This is a genomic window from Pseudonocardia sp. T1-2H (assembly GCF_038039215.1).
Classification (GTDB): Bacteria; Actinomycetota; Actinomycetes; order Mycobacteriales; family Pseudonocardiaceae; genus Pseudonocardia.
In genome coordinates this window covers 1,797,752-1,824,679 of record NZ_JBBPCL010000001.1, presented here as the reverse complement: position 1 = coordinate 1,824,679, position 26,928 = coordinate 1,797,752, and the positions used below count along the sequence as shown (strand labels likewise).

Below are 26,928 nucleotides of genomic sequence, written 5' to 3'. Positions count from 1 at the left end.
AGATTCACATGACACAGACAGCAGAAGTGGACCGGGTAGACGCACTGGTCATCTTCGGCGCGACCGGTGACCTGGCCAAGCTGGAGACCTTCCCCGCTCTGGTCGGGTTGGTCGACCGGGGCGTGCTAAAGGTGCCGGTCATCGGGGTGGCCAAGAGCGGCTGGGAACTCGACCAGTTCCGCGACTACGCCGCCGCATCACTCAAGCTCAACGGCATGGACCCGGACAGCCCCTCCGCCAGGACGATGCTCGGGTTGCTGCGCTATGTCGACGGCGACCTCGACGACCCGGCCACCTACGCGGCGATGTCGGACGAGATCGGTAGCGGGACCCGGACGCTGTTCTACCTGGAGGTCCCGCCGGTCCTGTTCGGGCGCATCGCTCAGGGCATCTCCCAGGTCGGACGCGCCGACGGCGCCCGCGTGATGGTGGAGAAGCCCTTCGGGACCGACCTGGCCAGCGCGCAGCAGCTGAACGACACGATGCAGCGGTTCTTCCCCGAGGACGGGGTCTACCGGGTCGACCACTGGCTCGGGCTGGACCCGCTCAACAACGTGCTGGTCGCCCGCTTCGCCAACTCCATCCTCGAGCCCCTCCTCAACCGCACCCACGTCGCCGGCATCCAGATCACCATGGCCGAGGCGTTCGACGTGGCCGACCGCGGCCGGTTCTACGACCGCACCGGAGCGATCCGCGACGTGGTGCAGAACCACATGTTGCAGGTGCTGGCCAGCGTGCTGGCCGACCCCGACCGGGCAGGGCGTCGACTCGTGGCTCGACGCCAAGGCCCGGGTGATCGATGCGCTGCGTCCGCTGACCCCGGCCGACATCGTCCGCGGCCAGTACGAGGGCTACCGCGACGTGTCGGGCGTCGACCCGACGTCGACCACGGAAAGCTACGTCGCGGTCCGGCTCGCCATGGACTCATGGCGCTGGGCGGACGTCCCCATCTTCATCCGGGCCGGCAAGACACTTCCCGTCACTGCGACCGAGGTGAGCATCCAGTTCCGCCACCCGCCACACGACATCTTCGGCAGCTCCGACCCGGTACCGGCCAACGCGCTGCGGTTCCGGATCTGGCCCGAAGCCCAGATTGTCCTGAGCCTGGCCGGCAAGAAGCCGGGCGCGGGTCGGGTCCCGCAGGCCGAGGAGCTGGCATTCGCCCAAGAACCAGGTTCGGACATGCGTCCCTACGACCGGCTCATCGGGGCCGCGCTGGACGGCAACCGGCTGCCGTTCGCCCGACAGGACGCCGTGGAGGCCGCCTGGAAGGTTGTCGATCCGGTGCTCGACGACGTCGTCCCGGTGCACACCTATTCGCGCGGCAGTTGGGGGCCGAAGGAGGCCGACGCCCTGTTGCCCGACGGGCACTACTGGTACGACCCCGTTGGCTGACGCTGGATCAATGTCCTTACCTTCCTCCCCGGTCTGGCCTCGCAGCCGGCAGAACGACTCAGTTCCGGCCGGTTCTGGCCGGATTCGACTCTGGCGTGGCCCGCACGTAGGGCCGTTTCACCTCGACGGGGTGAGGGACGCTCGGGTCCCTGCTTCCACGCTGACGGGACAACGGGCCGGCTGCCCTGCGGCCGAGCCTCGGCAGTCCACGAGAAACGGGCGGCACGCCCGAGCCGTCGTGCGGTCAGAGCTGCTTGGTCGCCGCTGCATCTGGCCATGGCCCGGGGTATGCAGCACCGCGACCAGTGACCCCGAGGATCTCCATGGCCAGAGCCACAGGACACGGCGGCGCGGCCATATCTGGCTGGTTCGCAGCTCTGCTCATCCCCACGAGCGGGAAGCGGACGCCGTCCCGGCGCTGAGAGGGCTCTCATGAGTGCACCGTCCGAACCGGCTCCGGACTTGTCGTTCACTCAGAGTCGGGAGTTCTGGGTGCTCTCGGGCTATGCGGTGGCCCTGGGGGTGTTCGGCGCGTTCGCCGGGCTGGTCTTCATGGGGGTGATCGGGTTCGGCGGCCGCTGGTACGTCGACTCCGACCCGGGCTGGTTCGGCGGGCAGTGGTGGTGGGTGGCGGTCACCGCGGCTGCCGGCCTCGTCGTGGGGCTGTTGCGCCGCCTGACCCGCCTCCCCGAGCAGATCCCCGGCCTGATCGACGACCTGAAGGCCGGGCACGTCGAGCCGCGATTGGTGCCGGGGGTCGCGGTCGTCTCGGCCGTGTCGCTGATCGGCGGCGCCAGCCTCGGCCCGGAGAAGGCCTTGGGCTCGCTGGGTGGCGGCGCCGGCAGCTGGATCTCTCGGAGACGCCGGCTCAGCCGTGAGGACTCGCAGCTGACCACCCTGTCCGGCTTCGCCGGCGCCTACGGCGGGCTGTTCTCCAGCACGGTCATCGTGGTGATGTTCATCCTGGAGCTCGCCCGCCCCGGTGGCCACCGGTTCGCCAAGGCCCTCGTCGGCGAGATCGTCGCCTCGAGCGTCTCGTTCGGGATCTACTTCGTCATCGCCGGAGCCGTGTTCCTCGACGCCTACCAGGTGCCGCCGTACGCGTTCGAGGACTGGCAGCTGGCGGCGGCGATTCCCCTGGGCCTGCTCGCGGCTCTGGTGGTGACGGTGCTGGTGGCGTTCGTCCAGGGGGCGGCGCGGCTGTTCGACCTGGTGAAGCTCCCGGGGATCGTGCGATCGACGCTGGGTGGTGTGGTGTTCGGGGTCGTCGGCGTGGCACTGCCGCTGACGATGTTCACCGGGAGTGATCAGCTCAAGACCGTGCTCCAGGATGCCGGGAACTTGGGCGTGGGCCTGCTCGTCGTCCTCGTGTTCGCCAAACAGCTCACGTTCGCGGTCAGCCAGGCGAGTGGGTTCGTGGGTGGGCCGATCTTCCCGGCGTTGTTCATCGGAGGCACCCTCGGCGTCCTCGTGCACGAGGTGGTGCCGGGGGTGCCGCTGGGTCTCGCGTTCACCTGCCTGCTCGCCGCCGTCCCCGGGGCGCTCGCCGCGGCGCCGTTCTCGATGGTGCTGCTGGCCGCCTTCCTGACCCAGGTCGGGGCCCTGCAGACCGCACCGATCCTGATCGCCGTCGTGACCTCGTTCCTCACCATGGAGGCGGTGAAGTACCTCGTCGCACGTCGCAGGCAGGGGCGTGACGCTGGGGGGACCCGGATCCGTCCGGCTGAGGGCGCCCGACCGCCGGCTCGACCGCGGCGCCGGGGTCCGCCGGCGAGCGGACTCAAGGAGACGTGGCCGAGCGGTGCCGTGCCACCCGCCGCTGAAGATCGGCCCCGGCGGCGACGACGGGCGCGAGGTCGGCCGGCTGCGCGGTCTCCCGGGTGGCGTCCGCCAGGACGAGGTCGGCCTGTTCGCGGATCGCGGCCCACCGGGCCGGGTCGTCGGCCACCACGCCGGCGCATTCGTGCAGCAACCCGAGCAGTGCCAGCGACACAGTCGGTTCGGCGCAGCCGTAGCGGCGGATGAGCCCGCAGGTCAGAGCCAGGTAGTCACCGAACCGCCTCCCGGGGACGACGACCACCCCGCGGCCGGTCGGGTCGACGGCCACGTCGTCGCCGAGGGGCCGACCCGCGAGGGCGCAGAAGATCACCGAGAGGTGGTCGATCGCCTGGATCGCGGTGTAGGGATCGTTCACTGCGGGCGACAACGCCTCGCATGCCATGTCGACGAGTTGTCGGATGCCGAGCCTGGCGTCGTGTCCTTCGGTGCGCTCGAGTCCGATCCGCACGGCGCGAGCGACGGCCCGCTGGACGTCCGCCGGGTCCGGCGTGGGCCGGTCCCGGGCCGGGGTCCACATCCACGCGAGTGTCGTTCCCGACACGACGTGGTCGCCGACCCCCACCCGCAGCCGAATGTGCACCTCGTGTCGGCCCGCGAGTGGCGCCAGCAGCTTCGGATGCGCGGACTGTATGTATCCGGACCTCGGGGCGAGCAGGGGAACCGCCCAATCAGGAGGACCGGCCGTGGTGTCCTCGACGCCGCCCAGCCGCCCGTTCACCACCGCGAGGGTGCTCCGCTCGACCCGCCTGCCGATCACGTCGACCTGGATGGAGTGGGCGAGGTGGGCCGCGAAGTACACCACCATCGCCAGGCTGGCGAACAGCAGCGCGATCGCCCCGGTGACCGCCAGCCGTGGGAAGTCCTCGGTGCGCGCCCCGTCGTACAGCCCCACCGTGAACAGCCCGGCCGCGGAGTAGGCGAAGGTCGCGACGAAGGTGCCGAGCACGACCTGGGTCGGGCGGTCCCGCAGGAAGCTCCGTAGCAACCGTGGCGAGAACTGCGTCGACGACAGCTGCAGCGCGACGACGGTCAGACCGAGCACCAGGGCGATGATGGTCACCACCGTGCCGGTGACGTTGCCCAGCAGGGTGCGCGCGTCGTCGGCGGTGCCCTGGAACGCCAACGGCGACTCCGGGTCGATGCGGATGCGGGACAGGACGAACCCGACCACCAACGCCAGCACGGCGCTGAAGCCGGGCAGCACCCACAGCGAGCCGGTCACGTACTCGCAGATCGTCGCTCGGTCTCTCACGTCGGACCCCCTCGAACACGGTGTGCGTCGCGGCCCGGTTCGGCTGGCCCGGTCTCGCTCAGGTCGCGGACGGATCGGACCGCGGCTCGTCGGGTGCGGACCTGTCGCCCGGCGCCGCGCGGGTGGGATCGACGCGGTCGCGGGCCGCTCTCCGGGCCCCGATCGCGACGGCGATGGCCGGGTAGAAGATCACCGACAACACGCCGGCGCCGACCAGCGCGGCGGCGTTCTCCGCCAGCATGGTCCCGTTCCGCAGCCCGATCTCGGAGAGCGCGACGAGCAGTGGCAGGGAGGTGGCGGTGATGAACATCATCTGTAGCCGCTGCGTCATGGGCAGGGCCCTGCGATAGATCACCAGCGCCGGCAGCCCGCGAACGACCAGGAGCAGGACGAAGAACACCACCAGCCGCAGCGGGGCCTCCATGATCGAGTGCAGGTCGAGGGTCATCCCCGACACCACAAAGAAGACCGGGATGAAGAAGCCGTAGCCGACTGCGTCGAGCTTCTCCTCCAGCGCGTGGGTGTCACCGGGTGCCCACCGGCGCAGCACCATGCCCGCCAGGAACGCCCCCAGCACCACGTCGAGGCCGAATTCGGCCGCGACCGCCAGCAGGAACAGGAGCAGCACGAGGGAGAACCGCAGCGTGGTTTGGGACGTGGCGTGCTCGCCTTCCTTCACGATCCGCCCTATCCGGTTGCCGCGCGCGAGCCGGGGCGCGAAGGAGAGGACGAGGGCGAGCACCCCGACCGAGGCAACCGACAGGATCGCGACGAACTGACTCTGCGTGCTGAGGAAGAGCGCGATGCCGAGGATCGGCAGCAGTTCGCCGACCGCACCGGCAGCGAGGACGTAGCGCCCGAACTGCCCGGCGAGCAGGTCGTGTTCGCGCAGGATCGGCAGCAGCGTTCCCAGTGCCGTCGTGGTCAAACCCAAGGCGACCGGTACGAACGCGCGCACGAGACCGAGCGCGGCGAGGACGCCGACCAACCCGGCGGCGAGCACAACGGTGATCACCCAACCGGTCAGCGCCAGCCGCCCGGCGCGCTCGCGGAACACGGCCGGGTCGAGCTCGTAGCCCGCCAGCAGGAAAACCATCCCGAGGCCGATGTTGGCGACGAGGATGAGGACCCCGGGGTCGGACACGCCGAGACCGTGTGGCCCGAGCACGATCCCACCGAGGATCAAGACCACGAGCTGCGGCACCCGCGGTCCCGGGAGCAGTGCCACGATCACCGGGGCCAGCGCGGCCACGACGCAGACCAGCACCAGGCTGTTCAGCACACTCCCGAGATTGTCCATCTCCCCCCTCGATCCCGGACGGACCGCACTGTCCCGTGCCCGTCCCCGTGGTCGGTCATCCGCCGCGGGTGAAGCTCAACCCGGTCCGCGCCGGCCGTTCCACGGCGCGCGCGTCGAGGCATGCACCGGCCGGTGGGAGGGCTCCTCGGTCACGGCGGTCAGCGTCAAGCCGGCGTCCAGCAGGCCGTCGAGAAGACGCTGGAGGCTCTGCGCGATGAGATCGGCTCCACCGTCACCGAACACGAGCAGCGGATGAGCGAGATGCTCAGCCGGTTCGAGGACGTCCTTGCCACCGTGACCGACCCGGACGCCGCGCACACCGAGGTCACCGCCGCCCATCGGGAGGCCCGCGCCCAGGTCGACGCCGCTGAGGCCGCCCGTGAGCGGGCAGAAGCGGCCGCGCGGATCGCGGTCGCCGACAGTGCGGCCGCACGAGCAGCCCAGCAGCAGGCCGAAGCGGTGGCGGAGGAGGCCCTCGCCGCCGCCGAGGAGGCAGAGGCAGAGCGGGACCGCACCCGCAGCAATCTCGACGACGTTGCCGACGAGCTCGTGCGGATGAAGGACGCGAACGGCATGCTCACCGCGGAGCGCGACGCCCTCAAGGACCAGCTGCGCGAGGCCGGCGAGCAGAACGCCGCCAAGGACACTCGGATCGGCGAGCTCGACGCGGAGATCGAGGGCCTGCGCAGCCAGCTCGCCGCCGAGGAGCGACGCCGGGCGGAGCTGGAGCGGCGTACCGACCTGGCCGAGCAGCGCGCGGACCGGGCCGACGCCGCGAACACGGCGCTGGGCCAGCAGCTCGACGCCGCCCGCGAGGAGGCCCGCAGCCAGCGCGACGCGATCGCCGAGGCCCGGGCCCAGGTCGCCACCGCCACCGCCACCGCCACCATCGAGGGTCTACGCGCGCAGCTGGAGGCGAAACGCGTCCACGGTCAGCAACGTGTCGACGATGCCGCCGCGCGGACCGCGGAGCGGATCGCTGACCTGCGCGGCCGCCACGACGAGGAACTCGCCGAGCTCCGGCGCCAGCTCGACAAGGCCAACCGTGCGGAAGAGGCGTCCGGACCGCCCACCTCACGAACGGGCCGACGCCGCCGGGCCCCCAGAGCCGGCGGTTCTGATGCGACGAGCAGCTCCGACCAGGACGGCTGACCCGCCAGGAGGCGCACGACCATGCCCACCATGCTCCCGACCCCGCCCGGGGTGCAGGCCCTGATCCGCGCCCACCGCGACGCCCAGGCCGACCAGCGCGCCGCACTCGCCGCCGAGCACGACCGCGACCTCACCGCGGCCCGGGTACGGCTCGCCGCGATCGAGACCCGGATCCGCAGTCTCGACTTCCCCGCGCTCGCCGACCTGCTCGAGACCGAGACCAACGCCGGGACCGTCCTGATCGTCGCGCTGACCTGCCCCGACGAGGAACGCACCACGGTGGCGGGCATGACGGCGGACACGCCGGCGTAGGACGAGCTCGGGCGTGCGCTGGCTGTGTTCGCGCGGCAGCGAGCCGACGTCGACACCATTTGTCGGGCGGGGTGAAGGTCAGTCGGTCACGGCTGCGACGCCGCCGCGATGAGCGCGCGCTCGCGGTCGGCTAGGGCGTGTCCTGTAAGGGATCTGAGCTGGTCTGATTGATCATGGCCGGGTGGTCGGTCGTGGCGAGCTGACAGACAGGGCGTGGGCACGGATTGAGCCGCTGCTGCCCGCGGTGGCCGGGAACGGCCGCCGCTGGCGCGACCACCGCCAGGTGATCAACGCGATCCTGTGGAAGCTGCGTACCGGTGCGCCCTGGAGGGACCTTCCCGAGCGCTACGGACCCTGGAAGACCGCCCATGAACGCCTGCGGCGCTGGACCGCGGACGGAACCTGGGACCGGATCCTCGACGAAGCCGTGATCAAGGACGACTCCGTCGGTGCCGTCGAGTGGACCATCAGCGTCGACTCCACCCACGTCCGAGCCCACCAGCATGCCGCCGGGGCCCGGAAAAGGGGGCTGCACCAGCGCCTGGATCGAAGACCTCGCCGTCGACGGCGAAGCCCTCGGCCGATCCCGCGGCGGGCTGACCAGCAAGATTCACCTTGCCGTCGACGGCCGCGGCCTGCCAATGTCGGTTCTACTCACCCCTGGCCAGGCCGGGGACAACCCGCAGCTGCTGCCGCTGCTCGATGAGATCTCGGTCCGTCGCGATGGACCCGGCCGCCCGCGCAAGCGACCGGACCGGGTCGTGGCAGACAAGGCCTACTCCCACCCCTCCACGAGAGCGGCCATGCGTCAGCGCGGGATTGGGTTCACCAGCCCCGAACGCGACGACCAGATCGCCCGCCGCCACGCCAAAGGCTCCCGCGGCGGGCGCCCACCCGCCTTCGACCCGGCCGTCTACGCCGGCCGCAACGTCGTCGAACGCTGCTTCAACCGGCTCAAACAGTTCCGCGACCTGGCCACCCGCTACGCCAAGCGGGCCGCCTACTTCCGAGCCGAGATCACCATCGCCGCGACGATCCTCTGGCTCCGCCAGGACTTACAGGACACGCCCTAGTCGGGTCAGGAGCACCTCTGGCGGTGGGCCGTCGTGTGCGGCGAGCAGTGCGCGTCGTGTCCCGGCGAGGTGCAGGAGCTCGCGGAGCGGGTCCATGCGCTGTAGTTGCCCGGACACCGGGTGCGGGTGGTCGTCGAGGTCGGCCGGTTCGCGGTGCCGGCGGACCCAGTCGTCGAGCTCCACGGCGGTCGCCGGCGAGTCCACCGGGAGCAACGAGGTGCGCGCGAGTGAGGCCGCCCGCTCGGCCTCGAGAGCGGTCTCCCATTGCGCGACGGTCGGCTCCCACTGTTCGCGTGTCTCGGCGGCGGTGACGCCGAGGGGGTCGGCGAGTTCGTCCCAGCTCGCTCCGCAGGTCCGCTCCATGACGATCGCCGCGGCGATCAGGCGCTGAGCCAGCGCGGCCAGGCGGACGGCGTCGCCGGTGACGACTCCCCCGAGCGTGCAGTGTGCCGCTCCCGGGAGCAGGGAGCGGCTGAAGTCTGAGATGGTCCGGGCCGCCTCGGCGAGCGCGATCCAGGCGCGGGAGCGCGAGGTCAGCGGGGCGAGCGGGTCAGAGGCGAGCTCGGTTCGGGGTGTCTGAGGCATGACCTGAGCCTGGTCGCGGACACGGGGCCGAGGGCCGTTTGCAGAGATCTGTGGACAACTTCGTTCCCCGCCGCAGGGCGGGCGGCTCGCTCTCCCCGCCGGCGCGCGGCCCTTCCGGGCTGCGCACGCAGGGGCGGGACGCCGCCGAACGGGTGGGGTCGTGGTCGCCGACGACGAGACGGTGCCCGCGCCCCGCTCGCCGGGCAAGGCCCTGCGCTGCGCTCCGGTCGCTGCGCGATCGCCTCCGGCGAGCCCGGCCCGCCGGCCCGGGCACGGCCAGGAGCGCCGTCCCGCCGGCGCCCCACCGCCCCGCACCCCGGCGGGCACGCGCCGGCCACCGGCCGCCGCGACCCCGGAGGACAGCGCTCATGCCCAGCTCCCACACCCAGACCGCCCACCACCCGCCGCGCGCCTCTGGCCCGCGTTCCGGGTCTCCCGGCCGAACATCGAACCGCCGCTCGAGGACGCGCCGCCGAACGGCTGCCCGACCTGCGGGCACGCCCCGGACCGGGCCGAGGCCCTCGCGCCGGTGGAGGCCGGGCCGCTCACCCGCGACGTCCCCCGGGACGCGGCCGCGGTCACGGCCGCCCGTCGCGGGCTGCAGGCGATCCTGGAGGCAGCCGTCGGGCGCCGCAGCCTTGCCCAGATCAGACGGCACGCCGACCGCCGCGTGCTCGCCTACCTCAAGCAGATCGAGCCCGTCTGCGCCCGCGCCGGATCCATCAGCCTGCGCCGGTTCCACGCCGCGCAGCCCCACGAAGGTGCCCTCGAGGTCACGGCCCTGGTCGAGCTCGGGCGGCCGCGGGCGCTGGCCGCCCGCTTCGAGCTCGCCGAGCTCGACCTCTGGAGGTGCACCGCCCTGCGCATCCTCTGATCGGCCGGGCCGGGGGCTGCGCCTACCGACTGCGCAGCCCCCATGCCGCTAGTCCGGGCCGACGTCGTCGACGCCATCACCAGCCGCCGGTCCGTGGCGGGACCGCCGGAAGGGGGCGGCCGCGGTGCTGGGGTCTTCCCCACCTCAGCGCCGCGACCGAGGCCACAGGCTAGCACCCGAAGCGAACACATGTTCGATGCCGGCGGTGATCGTCCTGGCTTTCCTTCGGCGCTGGAGTCAGGCGAGGAATCCGCCCTGACGGCGGCACGGCACGGGGTGGGGCGAGCGGCGATGGACCACGCACGTGGAGGTCCGGGTCGGTTCGGTCGACAAGGGAGAGTGCCCACCGGGTGAACGCGGGGAGGTGCTCCTGCGGGGAGCGAACGTGATGGCCGGCTACTGGGGCCTGCCGGAGGCGACCGAGCAGGCGTTGAACGGTGGCTGGCTGCACACCGGTGACATCGGCATCCGGGATGCGGACGGTTACCTCTACATCGTCGACCGCAAGCACGCCATGATCATCACCGGTGGTGCCAACGTGTACCCGCGCGAGGTGGAGGACGTGCTCTACTCCCATCCCGCCGTGGCGGAGGCCGCCGTCGTCGGGGTCCCCGACGAGACGTGGGGCGAGACCGTGCTGGCCGTGATCGCACTCCGCCCGGTCGATATGCTGACCGAGGCCGAACTCATCGGTTTCTGTGCCGAGAGGCTGGCTGACTACAAGAAGCCGCGACAGGTGGTGTTCGTCGACGCGATCCCGAAGAAGCCCGTCGGGAAGATCGACAAAGCCGCGTTGCGCAGCGGGTTCGCCGCGATGGCGGTCGAAGACTCCTGAAGGTGCCTCTGCCGATGCGGGATTTGCAGCAAACGGTCGACAACCCGAGCCGATCACAACACTCGATACACCGTTAAGCGACGTTGGAGTGTCAGGATCGGATCGGCATCGGCCGTTCCACGGCGCGGCACCTGCGCCGAGCTGGGGATCACCCCGAACGAACCCGGCCCTACCGGCCACAGACCAACGGGAAGATCGAGCGGTCCCACCGCACCCTGGCCGACCGGTAGGCGTTCCGCCGGCTCTACCTCAGCGAGTCACAACGGCCGAAGCCCTGCCCGGCCGGATCCGTGAGTACAACCATCACCGACCCCCACACCGCCATCGGCGGCCACCCACCCATCGCCAGGTTGACGAACCTGTCCGGTCAGGACAACTAGTGGGCATCCGAACCGGCCAGGTTGAGCCCGACGACCCCAGCGACAATCAATGCGACCGAGCCGACCCGGAGTAACCCCGGCGAGTCACCGAACCAGATCATTCCCACCGCGGCGGTCCCCACCGCACCGATCCCGGTCCAGGCCGCGTAGGCGGTACCTACCGGCAGTTCCCGCAGGCCCCCCGTCAGCAGGGCGAAACTGATGACGGAGCAGACCACGAACGACACGGTCGGCCACAGCCGGCGGAATCCCTCCGAGTACTTCAGCGACACCGCGAATGCGGTCTCGAAGAAGCCTCCGAGGATGACGAACACCCAGGCCACGGAAGACCTTCCTGAGAGGGGAGAGCTGGACGACCGCCAGGCCCGGGCGTCTGCGGACGAACCCGGGCCTGGCGGTTACCGGCATCGGTAGGGGCTGGTCACGGCGTGAGGACCGCGCGTCCTCGGACGAGCCCCCTCTCCAGGTCGTCGAACGCCCGGTGAGCGTCGGCGAGCGGGTAGGACACGACATGGGACTGCAGCAGACCGCGCTCATAAAGCGCGATCAGCTCCGCCAGGTCCTGATAGGTGCCGACCATGTTGCCCTGCACCCGAAGCTCCTTGAGCACCAGCTCCATTGTCGGGATGCTGCTGGTGCCGCCGTAGCCGACGGCCGAGTACAAGCCCTGGGCGCCGAGCAGGCTCACGCTCAGGGCCGGGGCGTCCCCCTCGCCCACGAAGTCGAAGACCGCGGTGGCGCCAGCACCGCGGGACGCCTCGGCGACGACCTCCTCGGCATCGTCACCGGCCACGTGGTCGGCGCCGACCGACTTCGCCAGATCCCGGGCCGCCTCCTTCGGATCGACGGCGACGATGACGCAGTCGCTCATCGCCCGCAGCATCTGGATCGCCAGGTGGCCGAGGCCACCGCACCCGAGGATGACCGCGACGCTCTCGGAGGTGAGGTGAGAGACCTCCCGGCGGAGCGCGTGGTAGGCGGTGATGCCGGCGTCGGCCAGCGGGGCGACCTCACGGGTGTCGGTCGTGGACGCGAGCGGGACGAGCGCCCGCGCGTTCGTCCGCACGAACTGGGCCATCCCGCCGTCCACGGCGAGACCGACGAACTGGCCCTCGACGCAGTGCTGGTCCTCGCCGCGGCGGCAGGCCCGGCAGAGCCCGCAGGTCATCAACGGGTGCAGGACGACCTTGGTTCCGAGGTCGACACCGCGCGCGCCGGCACCCTTCTGGACCACGACGCCGGCGACCTCGTGCCCCAGCGTGAACGGTAGCGGGGTCGGGAAGACGTCGGCCAGCTCGCCGTGGACGGCGTGCAGGTCGGTCCGGCAGACGCCGGCGCCCTCGACCGCGACGATGACGTCGTCGGGGCCCTGCAGGACCGGCTCGGGCACATCGGTGACCACGGGGATCTGCCCGTACTGCTCAAGACGAACGGCGAGCATGGCCGTCTCCTCCTCGGATCGGGGTGGTGGAAGGAGGCCGGGGCGTCCCGGCCGGTCGGACGACCCGCCCGCGGCGACGCGGGAGGGGTGGGGCGGTTCAGGTGCTCGGGGCTCCTTCGGGCCCGAGCGGGGCGTTGAGCGGCGCGGCATGGTCCGCAGGGACCTCACCCGGCGCGGGAGCCACACCCGAGGTGGTGGCGAGGCCGACCAGCGGGGTCCCCGACGTGGCAGGCAACACGCGCCCCGGGACGAGCAGGAGGAACGCTCCGTAGATCAGGAACGCGACGAGCGCAGCGGACAGGAAGCTGAGGTCGATGCCCCCGGCGGCGTTGCGCCACGGCCCCTCCATCAGCGGCGGGGTGTTGGCGAACAGCAGTCCGAGGACCACCGAGGGCAGCCAGGCCGCCATCGCGTACCAGTTGACGCCGCGCCGGAACCAGTAGGTCCCACCGGTCATGCCGACGTTGAACACCTGCAGGTCCTCGGGGACGTACCGGCCCCGCAGGGCCAGGTGCCCCATCACGTTGATGACCAGCCACGGCGCTGCGATGACCGTGAGCAGAACAGTGAAGGTCGACACCAGGCTCAGGGCGTCCCAGACGAGGGCGCCCAGGTACACCAGCCCCACCCCGACGACGCTGACCACGACGGTGGCGTTCACCCGGCTCAACCGCGGGATCAGCGACGAGGTGTCCAGACCGGTGCCGTAGAGGGCCAGCGAGCCCTGACCGAAGCCCCCGAGCAGCCCGATGACGACGATGGGCACCGCGTACCAGGTCGGCGAGACCTCGACCAGGCCGACGACGAAGTCGGCCGTCCCCGGAGCCATCATGGACGTGAAGAACGCGGCGAAGAGCAGGGCGAACCAGCAGCCGAAGAAGATGCCGGCACTGCCCCACAGGGCGCCGCGGCGCGCGGCCCGGGCGGGCAGGTACCGGGCGTAGTCGTTGGCGAAGGGGCCGTAGGACAGCGCGAGCGAGGCCGAGGCGACCATCGAGAGCACCCAGGTCGGCCAGAAGCTCCCGAGCACGTACTCCCCGCCCGCGTAGCCGGGGTCGAAGTCCGGCAGCTCGATCAGCACCCCGACGATCAACAGGACCGCGATGAGCGGCGCCATCACCTTCTGGGAGGCCACCAGTGTGGCGTGCCCGATCAGTGCGAGCACGACGGTGATCGCGCCGATCAGCCCGTAGGCGATGGCGAACTCGAGGGTGTCCTGGGGTAGGCCGAACAGCTTGTGGGCGCCCGCGACCACCGCCTGCCCGCCGGTCCAGACCGCGAGAGCGTAGAACCCGATCGCGATGACGAGAACGACCAGCGAGCCGATCAGGCGCCCGACGACGCCGAAGAACGCCCCGCTGCTCACCGCGCTGTTGGTGCCGGTGCGCGGCCCGATCAGCCCGACCGGGCCGAAGAAGGCGGTCCCCAGCAGGGTGCCCACCGTGATGGCCCAGAAGGCCGCCCACCAGCCGAGCCCGAACAGGATTGGCAGCGCCCCGAGCACGATCGTGCCGAAGCACATGTTCGCGCCGAGGAAGACGGTTCCGATATCGCGGGGCCGGTCCTGCCGCGCGGAGAGCGGGACGAAGTCGACCCCCCGCGTCTCGACCTTGCCGACCTCGTCGGTGGGGGGCTGGTGGGGAGCGTCGTTGCTCGCCTGCATCGCCATGTCGTGTGTCTCCAGTCCGTGCGGAACGCGACTCCGGTGAGGGCGTGGCGGGTGCCACAAGAGGAAGCGGCGAGGAGAAATATGGCCGCGGGGCCGGGGCCCGCACAGTGGCCGAAAAGCCACTCTCCCGCGGGTCGCCCCGACCCGGGCGCCCGACTCAGCCGGCCGGGGCCGGGGCGGCCCTGTCGTCGGCCTCGCCGGGGCCGGGGATCCACCGGATGGCCCGGACCGGGCAGTCGGCGATCGCTTCGGAGACCGCCTCGACGTCGGCCTCGGTCACGTCGACGACCAGCGCCTGCGCGAATCCCCAGTCGTCGAGGGTGAAGTGGCGCGCCGCCACCTCGGTGCAGATGGCGTAGCCCTGGCACTTGACGGGATCTACACGCAGTCTCATCGAGCACCCATCACGGTCGGCACGAGCTCGGCGGCTCGCGGGTCGGTCGGTTCGCCGGTCGGTTCCGGCAGGGTGACGACGAGATGCGCCCATCGCGGGTCGCTCTCGACCCGGCGACACCGGTCGCACCCGGTGGCGATGTGCCGCGACACCGTCTGCGGGTGGTGGCGCAGGAGAGCGCGCAGCAGCACGGCGATCGCGTCCGGCACGGCGCAGGCGCCGCGGCCGCGCAGCTGGGCGGCCCACCTTGGGAGCAGCGCCGCGTAGTTGCGGGCGGGGCGGGGATCGCCCAGTTCGGCGAGGGTGGCGGCGATCGCGGTGGACGAGGCCATGCACATGCCGCACTGCCCCGCGTTGTGCTTGGCGTAGAACGCGATCACGTCGGCGGTGATCGCGACGGGGCATGCAGGCTGCTCGAGGAGGTGCAGGGAGCCGCAGCCCAGGCCGGCGCCCCGGCGCGCGACGCCGGGGTGGCTGAGCTTCCAGGTCGGGCCAAGCCGGGGTGACCCCGCCGAAGAAGCCTCCGATGAGCACGTCGAGGCTGGAGTCCTGGCGGCCCAGGTGCTCACGGAGCAGGTCTCCCAACGGAAACCCGGTGGGCAGCTCGTACAGGATCGGCGGCCGACCGGCCCCGGAGACCGTGGCGAGGAAGGTCGCGCCTGCCTCCTGCCCGCCGGGCTGACCGGCCCGCGCGATGCATGCCAGCGTCTCCACGTTGAGCACGAGCGTGGGCGCCCCCCGCACACCCACCTGGAACGGGCGGGGTGGTTTGTCGGTGGGGCGGGCGATGCCGGTGGTCAGGGCCCGCACCACGGCGGTCTCCTCACCGGCGACGTAGGTGTCCTGCGCCGCGAAGACGTGCACCTGGGTCGCCGGGTTGGAGTCCCCGAGCTCGGCCAGAGCGGTCTCGACCGCAGCCCGGGCCGCCGCGTCGGCCACGTAGACATAGGCCTCGGGTGCGCCGAGGGCTGCGGCGACGGTGAGCAACCCGTCCAGCACCAGATGCGGGCGGTAGCGCATGAGGTAGCGGTCCTTGACGCTGAGCGGCTCGCCCTCCGCGCCGTTGGCGACCACCACGGGCGGGCTCGGCGCCGCGACAGCGCCGCGCGCGACCGCCCGGATCTTCGTCAGCGCCGGGAAGGCCGCTCCCCCGCGTCCCCGTAACGCGGGCATCCCGGGCGCGGCGGCAAGTCGGTCCAGGAGATCGGCGGCCCCCGCATCGCGGGCCGGATAGCCACCGATGCGCGCGTAGGCGTCATGGGTCTCCCGGACGAACGGTGCGGGTCCGAGGAGCCCGCTGTCGTCCCCACGCCAGGAGCGGACCTCGTGCAGGGCGAACCGGGAGGACAGGGGATCCACGACCATGGGGGGCTGACCCTTCGACGAACTTCGACGGAAGCGGTGCCGGTCGGTCGACCGGTCGAGTGGGGGAGCGGGGCGGCCGCGGGTCCGCTCCCGGCCCGGGACACGGGGCGTGTCCCGGGCCGGGCCGGGTCGATCCGCGACGACCGGTACCGATCAGTCCGGGAAGGAGAACTGACCGGTGCCCTCGATGAACCCCATGACGCGGACCGGCTCGCCGGTGGTCACGGAGTCACCACTGCGGGCCGTGCCGAACTCCAGGTCGATCGACACCGTGCCGGTGACGCCCTTCCACGGGCCCGTGCCGCCGTCGACGGTCAACGTGCCCTTGTCGCGTCCGTCCTCGATGAACCAGTCGACGTGCCCGATCAGCAGTTCGTCGGTGTGCATGTCCTCCAGACGCACCGCGCCGTAACCGCGCGGGACCGAGCCGTCCGGGGCGACCTCGTCCTGCCCGGTGAACAGGGTGCGGAAGTAGGTCGGGGACTCCGAGCCCGCGACGACGAGCTTCGTGACGAGATCGGCCTCGTAGCCGACGGTCCTGTGGTCGCTGCCGCGCAGTGGGACCTGCCGGCCCCACTGTGCGAAGCCACCCGAGATCCACGTGACCTCACGCTGAGTCATGTCCGGGTTTTCCTTTCGATCGGTCGTCCGCCGGGACACGGGCCGCACCCGGCGGCTGAGCGGAGCAGCCGCGCTCAGTCCTGCGCGGGCAGCCGGGAGGCCAGGTACTTCTGGAGCTGCCAGAGCGGCTGCTCGTGGGTCTGCAGGACGCCGTCCGTGGCGTAGCGCGACTTCGACGACGACTGCACGGCCTCGTTGACGCTGGCGTCCTGGGCCTGCACGAGCTTCAGGAAGTCGGTGGCTTCCTTCATCTTCGCGTCGAAGTCCTCGGCGCCGAGGTTCTCCTTCGGCACCAGCAGATGGATCTCCAGGCGGTGGGTCTCCGGGCCGGTCGGCAGCGACCGGAACCAGAACGTGATGTCCGGGCCGGGCGCGCAGAGGTAGGCGGGGAACTTCGCGAGCAGCAGCGTGTGCGACCGCTGGAACGCACTCAGCCCCTGCTTGGCCGGCAGGAACAGCGGGTGCAGCAGGTGGCCGTCCTCCTCGCCGATCGCCACCTCGGCGCCGGCCATCATGCGGGAGTAGTAGAAGTCGGGACCGGTGTGGTGGCCCTGCTGGCACTTGCCGAGGCGCCACAGCGGCTGCAGCACGTTCTTGTGGATGCCGATGTGGTGGTAGACCTCGAGGAAGTTCTCCACGACGATCTTCCAGTTGACCCTGGACTCGCCCCAGTCGATGACCGAGGCGATCTCCCAGTCGGTGAGGTCGTAGCCGTCCTGGATCTCCGCGACGGTGGTCATGTCGAACGGGATGTCGGTGTCGTCGTCGAGGTTGACGAAGACGAATCCCTGCCAGATCTCGGTGCGGATCTCGCGCAGACCGTTGGCGTTCTTGTCGAAGCCGGGCCGCCCCGACATCTCCGGCGCGCTGAGCAGGCTGCCGTCGAGCCGGTAGATCCACGCGTGATACGGGCACTCGAACCGGGCCACGCAGCCGCTGACCCGCTCCTCGTCGGTGCGCTCACCACCCATCAGGTCGGCGTAGCGGTGCCGACAGACCCGGGAGAAGACCCGGACCTGCTCGTCGTTGCCGCGCACGACGATCAACGGCTCCCCCGCCAGGTCGATCGCCCGGTAGCTGCCCTTGTCAGGCACCTCCTCGACCCGGGCGATGCAGATCCAGTCCTTGCGGAAGATGTGCTCGAGTTCGTAGGAGTAGAACTCCGGGTCCCAGTAGGCACGGGCCGGCAGCGCGCGGCTCTCCTCCAGGGGCAGAGCGGCCTGCTCGCCGATCCGCCGCACCAGCTCCCGCACCCCGTCCGTCGTCGGGCGGCTCAGAACCTCAGTCACCGGTCTACCTGCCTTAGCCGAGTCGTCTGTGCTGGTGCCAGGTCGGGCACCCGCTCGACGCGAGGCTATGGCGGCGGTGATCCGGAGCACAGTGGCCGAAAAGCCACACCCACGCCCAGCCGAGGAGCGCTCAGGGGATGAGCAGGCCCTCGCGGATGGCGCGGGCCGCGGCACCGGAGCGTGAGCCCACCGCGAGCTTCTCCATCACGCGCTCCACGTGGGCCCGCACGGTCCTCGTGGTGACGACGAGCTCCGCAGCGATCTCGTCGTTGGTGCTCCCGGCCGCCAGGTGGGTGAGAACCTCAAGTTCCCGGCGAGTGAGCCGGTGCCGTTGCTCGCTGTCCGTCATGGTGAGGACGACGATGCCATCGCGGCAGCGGAACAGCCGGCAGGCGTACCAGGCACCCTCATCATCGAGCCAGGTGAACGGCGTGTCGGCCGAACTCGCCCGGGCCACGCGGTCCACCGCCTGCCGCAATCGCGACGTGGGGTCGAGGAGGTCTGCCGGCACGCTCCCGCGCAGCGATGTGATCGTCCCGTTCGGCATGATCGCGACGGCCGTCTGCTGCTCACCCAATACGGAGGCCAACCAGCGGGCGTCGCCGAGCGGGTCGACGAGATTGGCCAGCACCCCGGCGACGTGCCCGATGGAGGAGATCGCCTCGTCCGACGGCGGAGTCCGGGCGTCGTCCACTGACATGATCAGAAACCCGACGTCACGGCCGTCGCCGGCGCTCAACGCCATCAGCAAACCCTCGGGGAAACCCGCGGGCCGGAGATGCTCGGCGATCGGTCGCAGCGAGAGTGGGTCCATCGGCAGATCGCACTCGCGGACGGGCCAACCCCGAAGGCTGTACGCAAAAGGCTCCAGCATCTCTGTCCCGAAGGCGTCGCCGATCATGTAGTCGGACAGCCGCTTGGGATACCCGTAGTGGGCGACGCGGCGCGGCCGGCCACTGACCGGATCGGCTCCGGCGAGCATCACGGCCTGGTAGGGCACCACCGCGCGCAGCTCGTCGAGGATGACTTCGACCCGTTCCTCCACCCGACCACCGGAGGACCCGACCGCGGCGATCTTGGAGACCGCCAGCATGGCCCGTTCGCCGAGCGGGGTGACGACACGACGCGGTGCGACAGACGGCGACGTCGGCTTGTCCATCGGTCACGCACCAATCGGGGTCCCGGAGCAGGACGGATGGTATGTGCCGGCTCACCGGTCAGGAAGACAAAACTTAGACGGTACCGAAAAACGGCCGACAAACCGGACATTCAGGTCACCGACGCGCCTTCAAGGGGCGACAGCGCTGGTCAGAGCAGGCGTGCGAACGGATGATCCACCAACCGCGCCCGGTCGAACACCCACCTTCGCCGGCCCTCGTCCCACGCCCAAGCCCCGGTAGTCAGCGCGAGCGTGAAGAAGTCGAACAGATCCTCGAGCGAGGGTATCGAGGGCGGCGCCGGAGTCACCCTGGACATACGCAGCACGGCGGCACGGCCATCTGCACCGGGCTCGGCATTGCAGTCAATGGCGAGGATGTAGCCATTTCCCGCCCTGAACAGCGGCAGCCACCCGGGCCCCCAGGCCGCGTCGGCGACGTCGGGCTCTCCCCCGAAATCCTCGGACGCCATTGCGCGCCGCACCTCGCGCTCGGTCATTGCCTCACACAACGATAATGGCAACCAATGCCCGATCAGCCATGGGGCCAGCACACGGGAGCTGGGCGCGGCACCGTTGTGGCGGCGCAGGTACGCGCGGACCTCGGCTGGCAGCACCAGCCCGGAGGGGCGGAGGGCCTCGTCAATCTCCTCGTCAGTCAGTCCTGGCGCGAACGTCGGGCGGCCCAGCGCAGCGGCGAGAGCGTTCTCGAGGGTGTCGAGACTCGTCACGGATCGGTCCTTTCCGCGGCACGGGCCGCACGGCGCGCGCAGCCTAGCGCCCCGTCAGGCAACCTTCGGTAGGTGATCCGGGCGGCGGATCTTGGACTCCGGGGCGAAGTGCCTCTTCGGTCGGGCGTGCTTGTTCGCCCAGCGGACGTAGCCCGCGATCGCCGACTCCTGTGCGGTGTGGGACGGGTAGTCGCTGCCGTCGAGGGTGAAGTAGCGCAGCGCGGTGAACTCGCACTCGATCCCGTTCAGCCATGAGGCGTGGGTCGGGGTGAACACCAACTCGACGTCGTGGCCGGCGCACCAGGTGGTGACCTCGGCCTTGCGGTGCGGGGAGAAGTTGTCGCACACGATGTAGAGCCGTCCGGTCGGGAACCGGCGTCGCAGCTGACGGAGGAAAGCCAGGAACTCCTGCCAGCGTTTGCGGTCGCGGAACCGGTAGAACAGTTGCCCGGAGGCCGGGTCGAGCGCGGCGATCATGTGCCGCACCCCGCCGTAGCGGTTGAACGTGGCTCGCAGCCGCGCGGGCCGCCGGCTCGGGAACCACCCCCGCCCGGGCCGCGGTTGCAGGTTCAGCGGCCCGAACTCATCGACACAGACGACCCGGCCACCCTCGAGTAGCCCGGTGGCGGCCTGGTCATAGAGATCAAGGATCCGGTCCATCCTCTCCCGGAACTGCGGGTCGCGGCTGGCCTTCCAGGTCTTCGTGGCCTGCCAACGCACCCCGGCGGTACGCAGGACCTGGAGGACGGTCTCGGTGCTGGCCTCGACCCGATGCGCCGCGGCAAGGTGTTCGACCAGCTTGGTCAGGCTCCAGTTCGTGAACGCCAACCCGGCCTGCTGCGGCGGAGTCCGAGCGCCCCAACAGATCAACTCGCGGACGTGGGGACCGAACATGGTGATCTTGACCAGTCGCTGCGCCTCGTCCGCCTACGTCGGCCCGGACTCCGCCGGCGCCGACGCGACCAGCACCGCGCAGGTCGGGGCGCGCACCCCGGAACTGATCGCGAAACTCATCGTTGCGCAGGCCCGCAAGGCCGACCCGACGCAGCTGCTGTCCTTCGACGAGATCGAGGCACTCGGGCTTCACGGCGCCCTCCGCCAGGGCTGACCCCGGTTCGGGGCCGGCGGCCGTGGCACTTGCCCGCGGCCGCCGCGCCTCCCCGCTCTGGGTGGCCCGACGGTGGCGCGAGGAATCGGCGGCTCGTCGAACCGGCGCCCCCGGACCTCTTGGGCGCCGTCGACGTCGCTCCTAGGCCGTGTTTAAGAAGTTCTGGCGGCGAGGGCGCGTAGCCAGATGTTGATGGTGGCGATGTGCACCGTGGCCTCGTAGCGCAGCGCCAACTTGTCGTACCGGGTGGCGAGGGCGCGGTGCTGTTTGAGCAGGTTGATCCCGCACTCCACGGCGTGGCGCTGTCGATAGACGATCTCGTCGAAGGCGGGTGGGCGTCCACCGGCAGAGCCTCGGGCTTGTCGGTGGGCGTGCTGGTCGACCTTGACCGGGATCGTCGCGGCGATCTTGCGGCTGCGCAGGTAGCCGCGGTTCGCCTTCGACGAGTAGGCCTTATCGGCCAGCACCCGGTCCGGGCGCGTGCGTGGTCGTCCCGGCCCGAGCCGGGGCACCCGCAACGCGTCGAGGACCGCGATGAACTGCGGTGAGTCACCGCGCTGACCCGCGGTGATCAACGCAGCCAGCGGGCCACGGCCCTGTTCACAGGCCAGATGGACCTTGGTGGTCCAGCCTCCGCGGGAGCGCCCCAACCCGTGATCGGCCGGTTCGTCACCGGGCGGCTCGACCTGAGCGGCCGGATTGCGGCGGGCCCCGGCGGCGTGGTGGTGGGCGCGGTTGATCGTGGAGTCGACCGAGACGTCCCAACGGATCAGCCCGCCGGCGTCGGCCCAGGCCAGCAGCGTCGACCACACCAACGCCCACACGTTCTGACGCTGCCAGCGTCGGAACAGCTGATAGATCGACTGCCAGTGTCCGTAGCGTTCGGGCACGTCGCGCCACGGGGCGCCGACGCGGGTCCGCCACCGGATGCCGTCGATCAACCTGCGGCGGGGCCACTTCCGCGGTCGGCCCCTGCCCGTCGGGGCCGGGAGCAGCGGTTCCAGGATCCGCCACTGCCGGTCCGTCAGGTCCTTACGTGCTCCGATCGATAGGCTGCGCAACGAGGTCTCCGGGCGGGCGGTCTTCTTGGTCGTTGATCACCTACCGGAGACCTCACCCATGTCCGCGCACCGACACGCCCACCGCGGCCGCCCGCCGACTTCTTAAACAGCTCCTAGTGCTGTGACCGGGAAGGTTCACCGGGTTGTGGGGCGTTAGCGCGGATTCTGGAGGAAGGCGATGAGAGCGGCTGTGAGTTCGGCGGGCGCGTCTTCTTGGACGAGATGGCCCGCACCGGCGATTGGTTCAAGGCGCGCACCCGGGATGCGGGCGGCGAGCTCCCGTCCTTTCGCCACGGGAATCCAGGTGTCGTCCTGACCCCAGCACACCAGCGTTGGGATGCTGATCTCGCCGTACCGGTCCTGCACCTCGTCGGTGTAGAGCTGGTCGGCCTGGGCGATCTGCCGGTAGAAGGCCGCCTGGCCGGGGTCGCCGAGCCAGGGCCGGACGAGCCGGTCGAGGACTGCCGGGTGCAGGCCGGGACTGCTGGCCGAAGTTATGTACTCGCGCACCAGGGCGTGGTGAAGCGCGGGCGGCAGTTGCTCGAAGACCTCGGAGTGCTCGCCGACGAGCCGGAAGAACGGGGATCCCCACGGCGCCAGCGCGACCGGGTCGACCAGAGCGAGTGCGCGGTAGCGGGCGCCGTGCAGCAGATGCGCCCGCAAGGAGACGGCACCGCCGAAGTCGTGGGCGACCACCAGGGGTTCCTCCAGGCCCCAGTGCGCCAGAAGCTCGGTGAAGACCCCGCCCTGGGCAGCCAGGGAGACATCCTGGCCGGCGGACATCTCCGATGCCCCGTAACCGGGCATGTCCCACACGAACACCTGGTGACGGCGGGCGAGTGAGCGGGCGACAGCCCGCCAGACATACGAGGAGAAGGGTGTGCCGTGCAGGAGCACGACCGGATCCTGGCCGGGTTGTCCGAGACTGCCCCAGCGGACGTCGCCCGACGTGCTGCGGAATGTCTCGGCCAGCTGCCATTCACTCACGGGTGCTGTTCCTCTCGGCTGTGCTTCCGGCCCAAGCGGGTGATCCTCGACGATCATCACCCGGGTGACCGGTTGACCGTCGGCGCTGGGCCACTCCTTGGTCACGGCGCTCCCGTGGAGTCAGCGGGGTCCGCATACCGCATCCCGCGAAACCTACTTGGACGCATACCCGCCCGAGTGTTGACCGGTTTCCCGCTTACCGATGCCGCCAGAGCAAATGGAGGGGGTATCTGCTCTGGCGGGCCCCAGGGCGGCCTCGACATCGTTGTCGAGGCCACTCGGGTCGACGACCGGTCGCGGTTCTACGAGCAAGCGGGCATCCTTCCGCCGCCGGCGCGCACTCCAGGCGGTTACCGCGATTACGACGAAACTGCACTCGCGAAACTGCAGTTCGTGCGGTCCGGTCAGGCCCTGGGGCTGTCGCCAGCACCGCCTCTTCTGGCTGTGAGGCCAGCACACACACCGGGCGCCTTGCGCGGGGTGAGTCAGTCGGGCGCTGCCTAGCTCGAGGCAGTCGGACCGGAATCGGCGTCCTGCCTGGAGATCCGGCGGTGTGTCCGGGCCGGATGACGGTGGGTGCGGTGGCCCTCGCAGGGGGCGGGACTCCCGCCGTGGACGGCCGGTGTGGTTGGTGGAGACGCCCGAAGGGTCAGCACCCGGCCCGGGCCGTTGGTCGATGAACCCGTGCCCATCCATCCCGGTGAGACCGCCGCGCCGGTTCTCCAGGTCGGCCGGCGGCCGGGCATTGGCGGTCACCACGCGGGATGGACGAGCCGGAACCCCCGCCCAGACCCGAACCGCGCGCTGAGGCGGAGCCGCGTCACCCCCACGCACCGACCTCCAGACAGGAGCCCCGCCATGAACGAGAACACCTTCCACGGCAACGTCGGCAAGAACCCCGAGATCAACTACGGCAAGAACAACGGCATCGCGGTGGTCAACTTCTCGATCGCGATCAACTCCCGCCGGTTCGACCGCGCCAAGGGCCAGTGGGTCACCCGCCCCACCGTCTGGAAGGACGTGGTCTGCTTCGGCGAGTTCGCCGAGAACGTCTACGACAGCATCGCCAAGGGCATGGCCGTCACGGTCACCGGCGAGGAGGTCGACGACTCCTACACCAAGGAGTCCTACGAGCCCGGCGGCGAGGACATCGTGATCCGCCGCCACAAGATCGAGGCCCGCGACATCGCGGTCAGCCTCCGCGCCCAGCGCGCGAAGGTCACCAAGGTCGAGCGCAGCCGCGGCGAGCAGCCCTCCGACCAGGCCCAGCGCAGCACCGCCCCGCAGCAGGTCGGCTGACCCCCCCGGGCGCGGCCCGGCCCTTCGGGGCCGGGCCACCCGCCCGTCTCCCCCGCTCGTCTTGCTCGAAGGAGCCTCGCGATCGTCGCCTGGATCGCCATGCAGGTTCGTCGCCGGGGCGCGGCCGGCTGAAGTCCGCCGTCGTGCCCTGTACCGGCGTCCCCACGGCGCGGGACGCCGGTAGGCCGGGGCCGGCGGGAGACCTGCCGCAGCCCCGTGATCAGGGGCGCCGCTGTCCGGAGTTGATCGTGTCGGCGTCCCAGGCCAGCGAGTCGTCTGCGGTGACCGGCCATGCCTCCAACCGTGGGTGGGCCAGGACGGCGGCGACGAGGTCGCGGCTGCCGCCGACGAGTGTGGAGTCGAAGTCGATCTCCGTCGCGACGCACCAAGAGCGGTCGGCAGGCCAGAACAGGTTCGGTGACTGCGGCCAGATCCCACGCGGGTCCCCGAGCCCGCCGGCGTCGTCGAGCGGGCCGGTGAACAGCAGGTAGCTCCGCCCCGGCAGCTTAAGGCGCGGGCCCTCGAGGATCTCGAGGGGGAACGCCGACGGTGGCTCCTCGCTCACCCACCGACCATCGGGCAAGGTCCGGGTCACCGAGGCACCGCGGGTGTCGACCCAGCCCAAGCCCTCCCACAGCGCGAACACACACCGCTGCCCGGCGGTGTGGCCGCTCAGCACGTCAAGCAGCGCGGCCAGGGCGTCGGCAGGGAGGTTCCCCAGGTCCGGTGGGCTCCCCGCCCACGCCGAAGGCTCGGTGACCGAGCCGTCGGCCATCGGGACGATCTCGGCGCGCGAAATCGTCCGCCATTGCATCAGCGGGTGCGCCGTGGCCCCCGTGCGGGCACACACCTGCGCCCAGGACCCGGGCTCGCCCGTCATGGTGTGCGGAGGGTGCAGGACGCGGGCGTAGGCGTCGAACACCGCCGACATCGACCCGTCCGGGGCGCCCGAGGGCGTCCGCGGCATCGTCGCCGACCTTCGCGACAGCGACTCGGTGAACCGAGCCGTGCGCTCGGTGGCCGAGTCCGCCGGGCGTCTGGACGTGCTGGTGAACAACGCCGGCGTGAGTCATGTCGGGGGAATCGAGGACGGCGACCTCGACGAGTGGCACGCCCTGCTCGACATCAACCTCCTCGGCTACGTCCGCACCACCCGCGCGGCCCTGCCCTATCTGCGCCGCTCCCCGCACGCCGCAATCGTCAACGTCGCCTCGTGCAGTGCCGCGTCGGGCATCCCGCGGCGGGCGCTGTACAGCGCGTCGAAGGGCGCGATCGCGTCGATGACGCTCTCGCTGGCCGCCGACCTGATCAGCGAAGGCATCCGGGTGAACGCGGTGAACCCCGGCACCGTCGACACCCCGTTCATGGACGACCTCGCCGCACGCACCGACGACCCGGCCGCCGCCCGGGCCGCATTCCACGCCCGCCAGCCCACCGGGCACATGGTCGACCCGTCGGAGGTCGCGGCCGCGATCGCCTACCTCGCCCACCCGAGCAACCGCTCCGCGGTCGGCAGCGTCCTGACCATCGACGGCGGACTCGAGCGGCTGCGCACCACTCCCGCCGCCACCCCCGTGGAGGAGCCGTCACGATGACCCGAGCCGCCACCGACTCCGTCCAGACCCTGTCCGGGATCCGCGTCCTGGAGCTCGGCAACTTCATCGCCGCACCGACCGCGGGCCGCCTGCTCGCCGAGTTCGGGGCCGACGTGGTCAAGGTCGAGCGGCCCGACGGGGGACGAGCTTCGCCGCTGGCGCTTGCACGCGGGCGACACGTCCCTGCTGTTCCGCAGCATCGGGCGCAACAAGCGCTCGGTCACCCTCGACCTGCGGCACGCCGAGGGCCGGGATCTCGCCCTCTCGCTGATCGCCCAGTCGGACGTGGTGCTGGAGAACTTCCGGCCCGGCACCCTCGAGCGCTGGGGCCTCGGGCCGGAACAGATGCGGGCGGTCCGCCCCGATCTTGTCCTGGTCCGGATCTCCGGGTACGGCCAGACCGGGCCCTACCGCCAGCGCGCCGGATTCGGCGCCGTGGCCGAGGCCGTCGGCGGCATCCGTCACCTCACCGGCTATCCCGACATGCCCCCCGTGCGCACCGGCGTGGCAATCGCTGATTCGGTCGCAGGCCTCTACGCGGTGATCGGTGCACTGATGGGTCTGCTGCGGCGAGGCAGGGTGGGCGGCGGCGAAACCGTCGACGTGGCGCTCTACGAGGCCGTCTACTCGCTGATGGAGTCCCTGACCCCTGACTACGACGCGTTCGGGGTCGTGCGGGAGGCCACCGGCACGAGCATCCCTGGAACGGTGCCGTCGAACACCTATCGGTGTGCCGACGGGAAGTTCATCGTGATCGCCGGCAACGGGGACGCCATCTTCGCCCGGCTGATGCACCTGATCGGGAGGGCCGACCTCGCCGACGACCCCGACCTGAAAGCCAACGCCGGGCGGGTGCCGCGCGTGCAGGAGCTCGACGACGTGATCGGGGAATGGACCGCGACGCTGGATGCCGGCACCGCGCTCGAGAAGCTCGCCGAGGCCTTCGTGCCCAGCGGTCCCATCTACGACGTCGCCGACATCCTCGCCGACCCGCATTTCGCCGCCCGAGGGATGCACGAGGTCCACCCGGTCCGAATCGACTCGGACATCCCACGTCCGGTGACGTTCCCGGGCACCGTCCCGCGGTTCGAGGCCGGTGCGGGCACCACCCGCTGGATGGGCCCCGAGCTCGGGGAGCACACCGACGAAGTCCTCGCCGAGCTCGGCCTGGACGCACCCGCCATCGCGGCCCTGCGCGAACGAGGAGTGATCTGA

At 71.0% G+C, this 26,928-nt stretch carries 25 protein-coding genes and 6 pseudogenes; 14 read left to right on the top strand and 17 right to left on the bottom strand.

Annotated elements, in window-relative coordinates; all coding sequences use genetic code 11:
* Positions 1-8: 8 nt before the first annotated feature.
* From WBK50_RS35010 to WBK50_RS09090, 3 genes and pseudogenes are all read left to right on the top strand, one after another.
* Positions 9-686, top strand: a pseudogene (locus tag WBK50_RS35010) (glucose-6-phosphate dehydrogenase); the annotation flags it as partial.
* Between the two features lie 106 nt (positions 687-792).
* A complete protein-coding gene (locus WBK50_RS09095) occupies positions 793-1,395 on the top strand; it encodes a hypothetical protein (RefSeq protein WP_341335167.1) in 603 nt (200 codons plus the stop codon).
* A gap of 432 nt (positions 1,396-1,827) precedes the next feature.
* Positions 1,828-3,033 (top strand): annotated as a pseudogene (locus WBK50_RS09090) (chloride channel protein); the annotation flags it as partial.
* Between the two features lie 142 nt (positions 3,034-3,175).
* Here WBK50_RS09090 and WBK50_RS09085 read toward each other — a convergent pair.
* Both WBK50_RS09085 and WBK50_RS09080 read right to left on the bottom strand, forming a co-directional pair.
* Positions 3,176-4,486: a DUF2254 domain-containing protein gene (locus WBK50_RS09085; protein ID WP_341335166.1), complete on the bottom strand. Its 1,311-nt coding sequence runs from the start codon at positions 4,484-4,486 to the stop codon at positions 3,176-3,178.
* A 58-nt stretch (positions 4,487-4,544) separates the two neighbouring features.
* The gene (locus tag WBK50_RS09080) at positions 4,545-5,786 is read right to left on the bottom strand and encodes a cation:proton antiporter (RefSeq protein ID WP_341335165.1); all 1,242 of its coding nucleotides are present in this window, start codon (positions 5,784-5,786) and stop codon (positions 4,545-4,547) included.
* A 132-nt stretch (positions 5,787-5,918) separates the two neighbouring features.
* Between WBK50_RS09080 and WBK50_RS09075 the strand changes: the two genes are divergently transcribed.
* The 3 genes and pseudogenes from WBK50_RS09075 (at position 5,919) to WBK50_RS09065 (ending at position 8,323) form a co-directional block, all read left to right on the top strand.
* Entirely contained in the window at positions 5,919-6,938 is a 1,020-nt protein-coding gene (locus WBK50_RS09075; RefSeq protein WP_341335164.1) for a hypothetical protein, read from the top strand.
* A gap of 21 nt (positions 6,939-6,959) precedes the next feature.
* Positions 6,960-7,250 (top strand): hypothetical protein, encoded by a 291-nt coding sequence (locus WBK50_RS09070; protein ID WP_341335163.1) that lies wholly within the window; start codon positions 6,960-6,962, stop codon positions 7,248-7,250.
* Between the two features lie 181 nt (positions 7,251-7,431).
* Positions 7,432-8,323, top strand: a pseudogene (locus WBK50_RS09065) (IS5 family transposase).
* On the opposite strand, the gene WBK50_RS09060 reads toward WBK50_RS09065, so the two are convergent.
* Positions 8,306-8,908, bottom strand: a complete 603-nt coding sequence (locus WBK50_RS09060) for a hypothetical protein (RefSeq protein WP_341335161.1) — start codon at positions 8,906-8,908, stop codon at positions 8,306-8,308. The pseudogene WBK50_RS09065 and the gene WBK50_RS09060 overlap by 18 nt on opposite strands.
* 160 nt (positions 8,909-9,068) lie before the next feature.
* Here WBK50_RS09060 and WBK50_RS09055 point away from each other — a divergent pair, with 160 nt between their 5' ends.
* The 3 genes and pseudogenes from WBK50_RS09055 to WBK50_RS09045 form a co-directional block, all read left to right on the top strand.
* A complete protein-coding gene (locus WBK50_RS09055) occupies positions 9,069-9,782 on the top strand; it encodes an Rv3235 family protein (protein WP_341335160.1) in 714 nt (237 codons plus the stop codon).
* A gap of 364 nt (positions 9,783-10,146) precedes the next feature.
* Positions 10,147-10,617, top strand: coding sequence for an AMP-binding enzyme (locus tag WBK50_RS09050; protein ID WP_341335159.1), 471 nt, complete (start codon positions 10,147-10,149; stop codon positions 10,615-10,617).
* 158 nt (positions 10,618-10,775) lie between these two features.
* Positions 10,776-10,997: pseudogene (locus WBK50_RS09045) on the top strand (integrase core domain-containing protein); the annotation flags it as partial.
* Here the strand turns inward: WBK50_RS09045 and WBK50_RS09040 are convergent.
* The 11 genes and pseudogenes from WBK50_RS09040 to WBK50_RS08995 all read right to left on the bottom strand — a co-directional run bounded on the left by WBK50_RS09040 (position 10,994) and on the right by WBK50_RS08995 (position 20,557).
* Positions 10,994-11,320 (bottom strand): DMT family transporter, encoded by a 327-nt coding sequence (locus WBK50_RS09040; RefSeq protein WP_341335158.1) that lies wholly within the window; start codon positions 11,318-11,320, stop codon positions 10,994-10,996. The pseudogene WBK50_RS09045 and the gene WBK50_RS09040 overlap by 4 nt on opposite strands.
* A gap of 98 nt (positions 11,321-11,418) precedes the next feature.
* Positions 11,419-12,438, bottom strand: a complete 1,020-nt coding sequence (locus tag WBK50_RS09035) for an NAD(P)-dependent alcohol dehydrogenase (protein WP_341335157.1) — start codon at positions 12,436-12,438, stop codon at positions 11,419-11,421.
* A gap of 97 nt (positions 12,439-12,535) precedes the next feature.
* Positions 12,536-14,107, bottom strand: coding sequence for a purine-cytosine permease family protein (locus WBK50_RS09030; protein WP_341335156.1), 1,572 nt, complete (start codon positions 14,105-14,107; stop codon positions 12,536-12,538).
* A 157-nt stretch (positions 14,108-14,264) separates the two neighbouring features.
* Positions 14,265-14,501 carry a ferredoxin gene (locus WBK50_RS09025; protein ID WP_341335155.1) on the bottom strand — a complete coding sequence of 79 codons (237 nt, stop codon included), beginning with the start codon at positions 14,499-14,501 and terminating at the stop codon, positions 14,265-14,267.
* A complete protein-coding gene (locus WBK50_RS09020) occupies positions 14,498-15,070 on the bottom strand; it encodes an NADH-ubiquinone oxidoreductase-F iron-sulfur binding region domain-containing protein (protein ID WP_341335154.1) in 573 nt (190 codons plus the stop codon). The genes WBK50_RS09025 and WBK50_RS09020 overlap by 4 nt, the downstream gene beginning before the upstream one ends.
* A gap of 133 nt (positions 15,071-15,203) precedes the next feature.
* Positions 15,204-15,674 (bottom strand): annotated as a pseudogene (locus tag WBK50_RS35005) (NADH-ubiquinone oxidoreductase-F iron-sulfur binding region domain-containing protein); the annotation flags it as partial.
* Positions 15,675-16,019: 345 nt separating this feature from the next.
* Positions 16,020-16,487: a hypothetical protein gene (locus tag WBK50_RS09015; protein WP_169380761.1), complete on the bottom strand. Its 468-nt coding sequence runs from the start codon at positions 16,485-16,487 to the stop codon at positions 16,020-16,022.
* A gap of 74 nt (positions 16,488-16,561) precedes the next feature.
* Positions 16,562-17,776, bottom strand: a complete 1,215-nt coding sequence (locus WBK50_RS09010; RefSeq protein ID WP_341335153.1) for an aromatic ring-hydroxylating oxygenase subunit alpha — start codon at positions 17,774-17,776, stop codon at positions 16,562-16,564.
* Positions 17,777-17,906: 130 nt separating this feature from the next.
* Positions 17,907-18,821: a helix-turn-helix transcriptional regulator gene (locus WBK50_RS09005; RefSeq protein WP_341335152.1), complete on the bottom strand. Its 915-nt coding sequence runs from the start codon at positions 18,819-18,821 to the stop codon at positions 17,907-17,909.
* A 263-nt stretch (positions 18,822-19,084) separates the two neighbouring features.
* A complete protein-coding gene (locus WBK50_RS09000; protein ID WP_341335151.1) occupies positions 19,085-19,663 on the bottom strand; it encodes an SMI1/KNR4 family protein in 579 nt (192 codons plus the stop codon).
* 54 nt (positions 19,664-19,717) lie between these two features.
* Complete coding sequence (locus WBK50_RS08995) at positions 19,718-20,557, bottom strand: IS630 family transposase (RefSeq protein WP_341335150.1); 840 nt, start codon at positions 20,555-20,557, stop codon at positions 19,718-19,720.
* Here WBK50_RS08995 and WBK50_RS08990 point away from each other — a divergent pair.
* Entirely contained in the window at positions 20,556-20,771 is a 216-nt protein-coding gene (locus tag WBK50_RS08990; protein WP_341335149.1) for a hypothetical protein, read from the top strand. The two genes, WBK50_RS08995 and WBK50_RS08990, sit on opposite strands and share 2 nt — an antisense overlap.
* A gap of 152 nt (positions 20,772-20,923) precedes the next feature.
* Here the strand turns inward: WBK50_RS08990 and WBK50_RS08985 are convergent, their stop codons facing one another.
* Together WBK50_RS08985 and WBK50_RS08980 are read right to left on the bottom strand one after the other, a co-directional pair.
* Complete coding sequence (locus WBK50_RS08985; protein WP_341335148.1) at positions 20,924-21,832, bottom strand: IS5 family transposase; 909 nt, start codon at positions 21,830-21,832, stop codon at positions 20,924-20,926.
* 153 nt (positions 21,833-21,985) lie between these two features.
* On the bottom strand, positions 21,986-22,819 hold the full coding sequence (locus WBK50_RS08980; RefSeq protein WP_341335147.1) for an alpha/beta fold hydrolase: 834 nt from the start codon (positions 22,817-22,819) through the stop codon (positions 21,986-21,988).
* Here WBK50_RS08980 and WBK50_RS08975 point away from each other — a divergent pair.
* Positions 22,718-23,323: a MerR family DNA-binding transcriptional regulator gene (locus tag WBK50_RS08975; protein ID WP_341335146.1), complete on the top strand. Its 606-nt coding sequence runs from the start codon at positions 22,718-22,720 to the stop codon at positions 23,321-23,323. The two genes, WBK50_RS08980 and WBK50_RS08975, sit on opposite strands and share 102 nt — an antisense overlap.
* Before the next feature lie 354 nt (positions 23,324-23,677).
* Complete coding sequence (ssb, locus tag WBK50_RS08970) at positions 23,678-24,118, top strand: single-stranded DNA-binding protein (RefSeq protein ID WP_341335145.1); 441 nt, start codon at positions 23,678-23,680, stop codon at positions 24,116-24,118.
* Between the two features lie 220 nt (positions 24,119-24,338).
* Here the strand turns inward: ssb and WBK50_RS08965 are convergent, their stop codons facing one another.
* Entirely contained in the window at positions 24,339-25,085 is a 747-nt protein-coding gene (locus WBK50_RS08965) for a hypothetical protein (protein ID WP_341335144.1), read from the bottom strand.
* Between the two features lie 28 nt (positions 25,086-25,113).
* On the opposite strand from WBK50_RS08965, the gene WBK50_RS08960 reads away from it, so the two are divergent.
* On the top strand, positions 25,114-25,713 hold the full coding sequence (locus tag WBK50_RS08960) for an SDR family NAD(P)-dependent oxidoreductase (protein ID WP_341335143.1): 600 nt from the start codon (positions 25,114-25,116) through the stop codon (positions 25,711-25,713).
* Positions 25,710-26,928: pseudogene (locus WBK50_RS08955) on the top strand (CaiB/BaiF CoA transferase family protein). The gene WBK50_RS08960 and the pseudogene WBK50_RS08955 overlap by 4 nt, the downstream one beginning before the upstream one ends.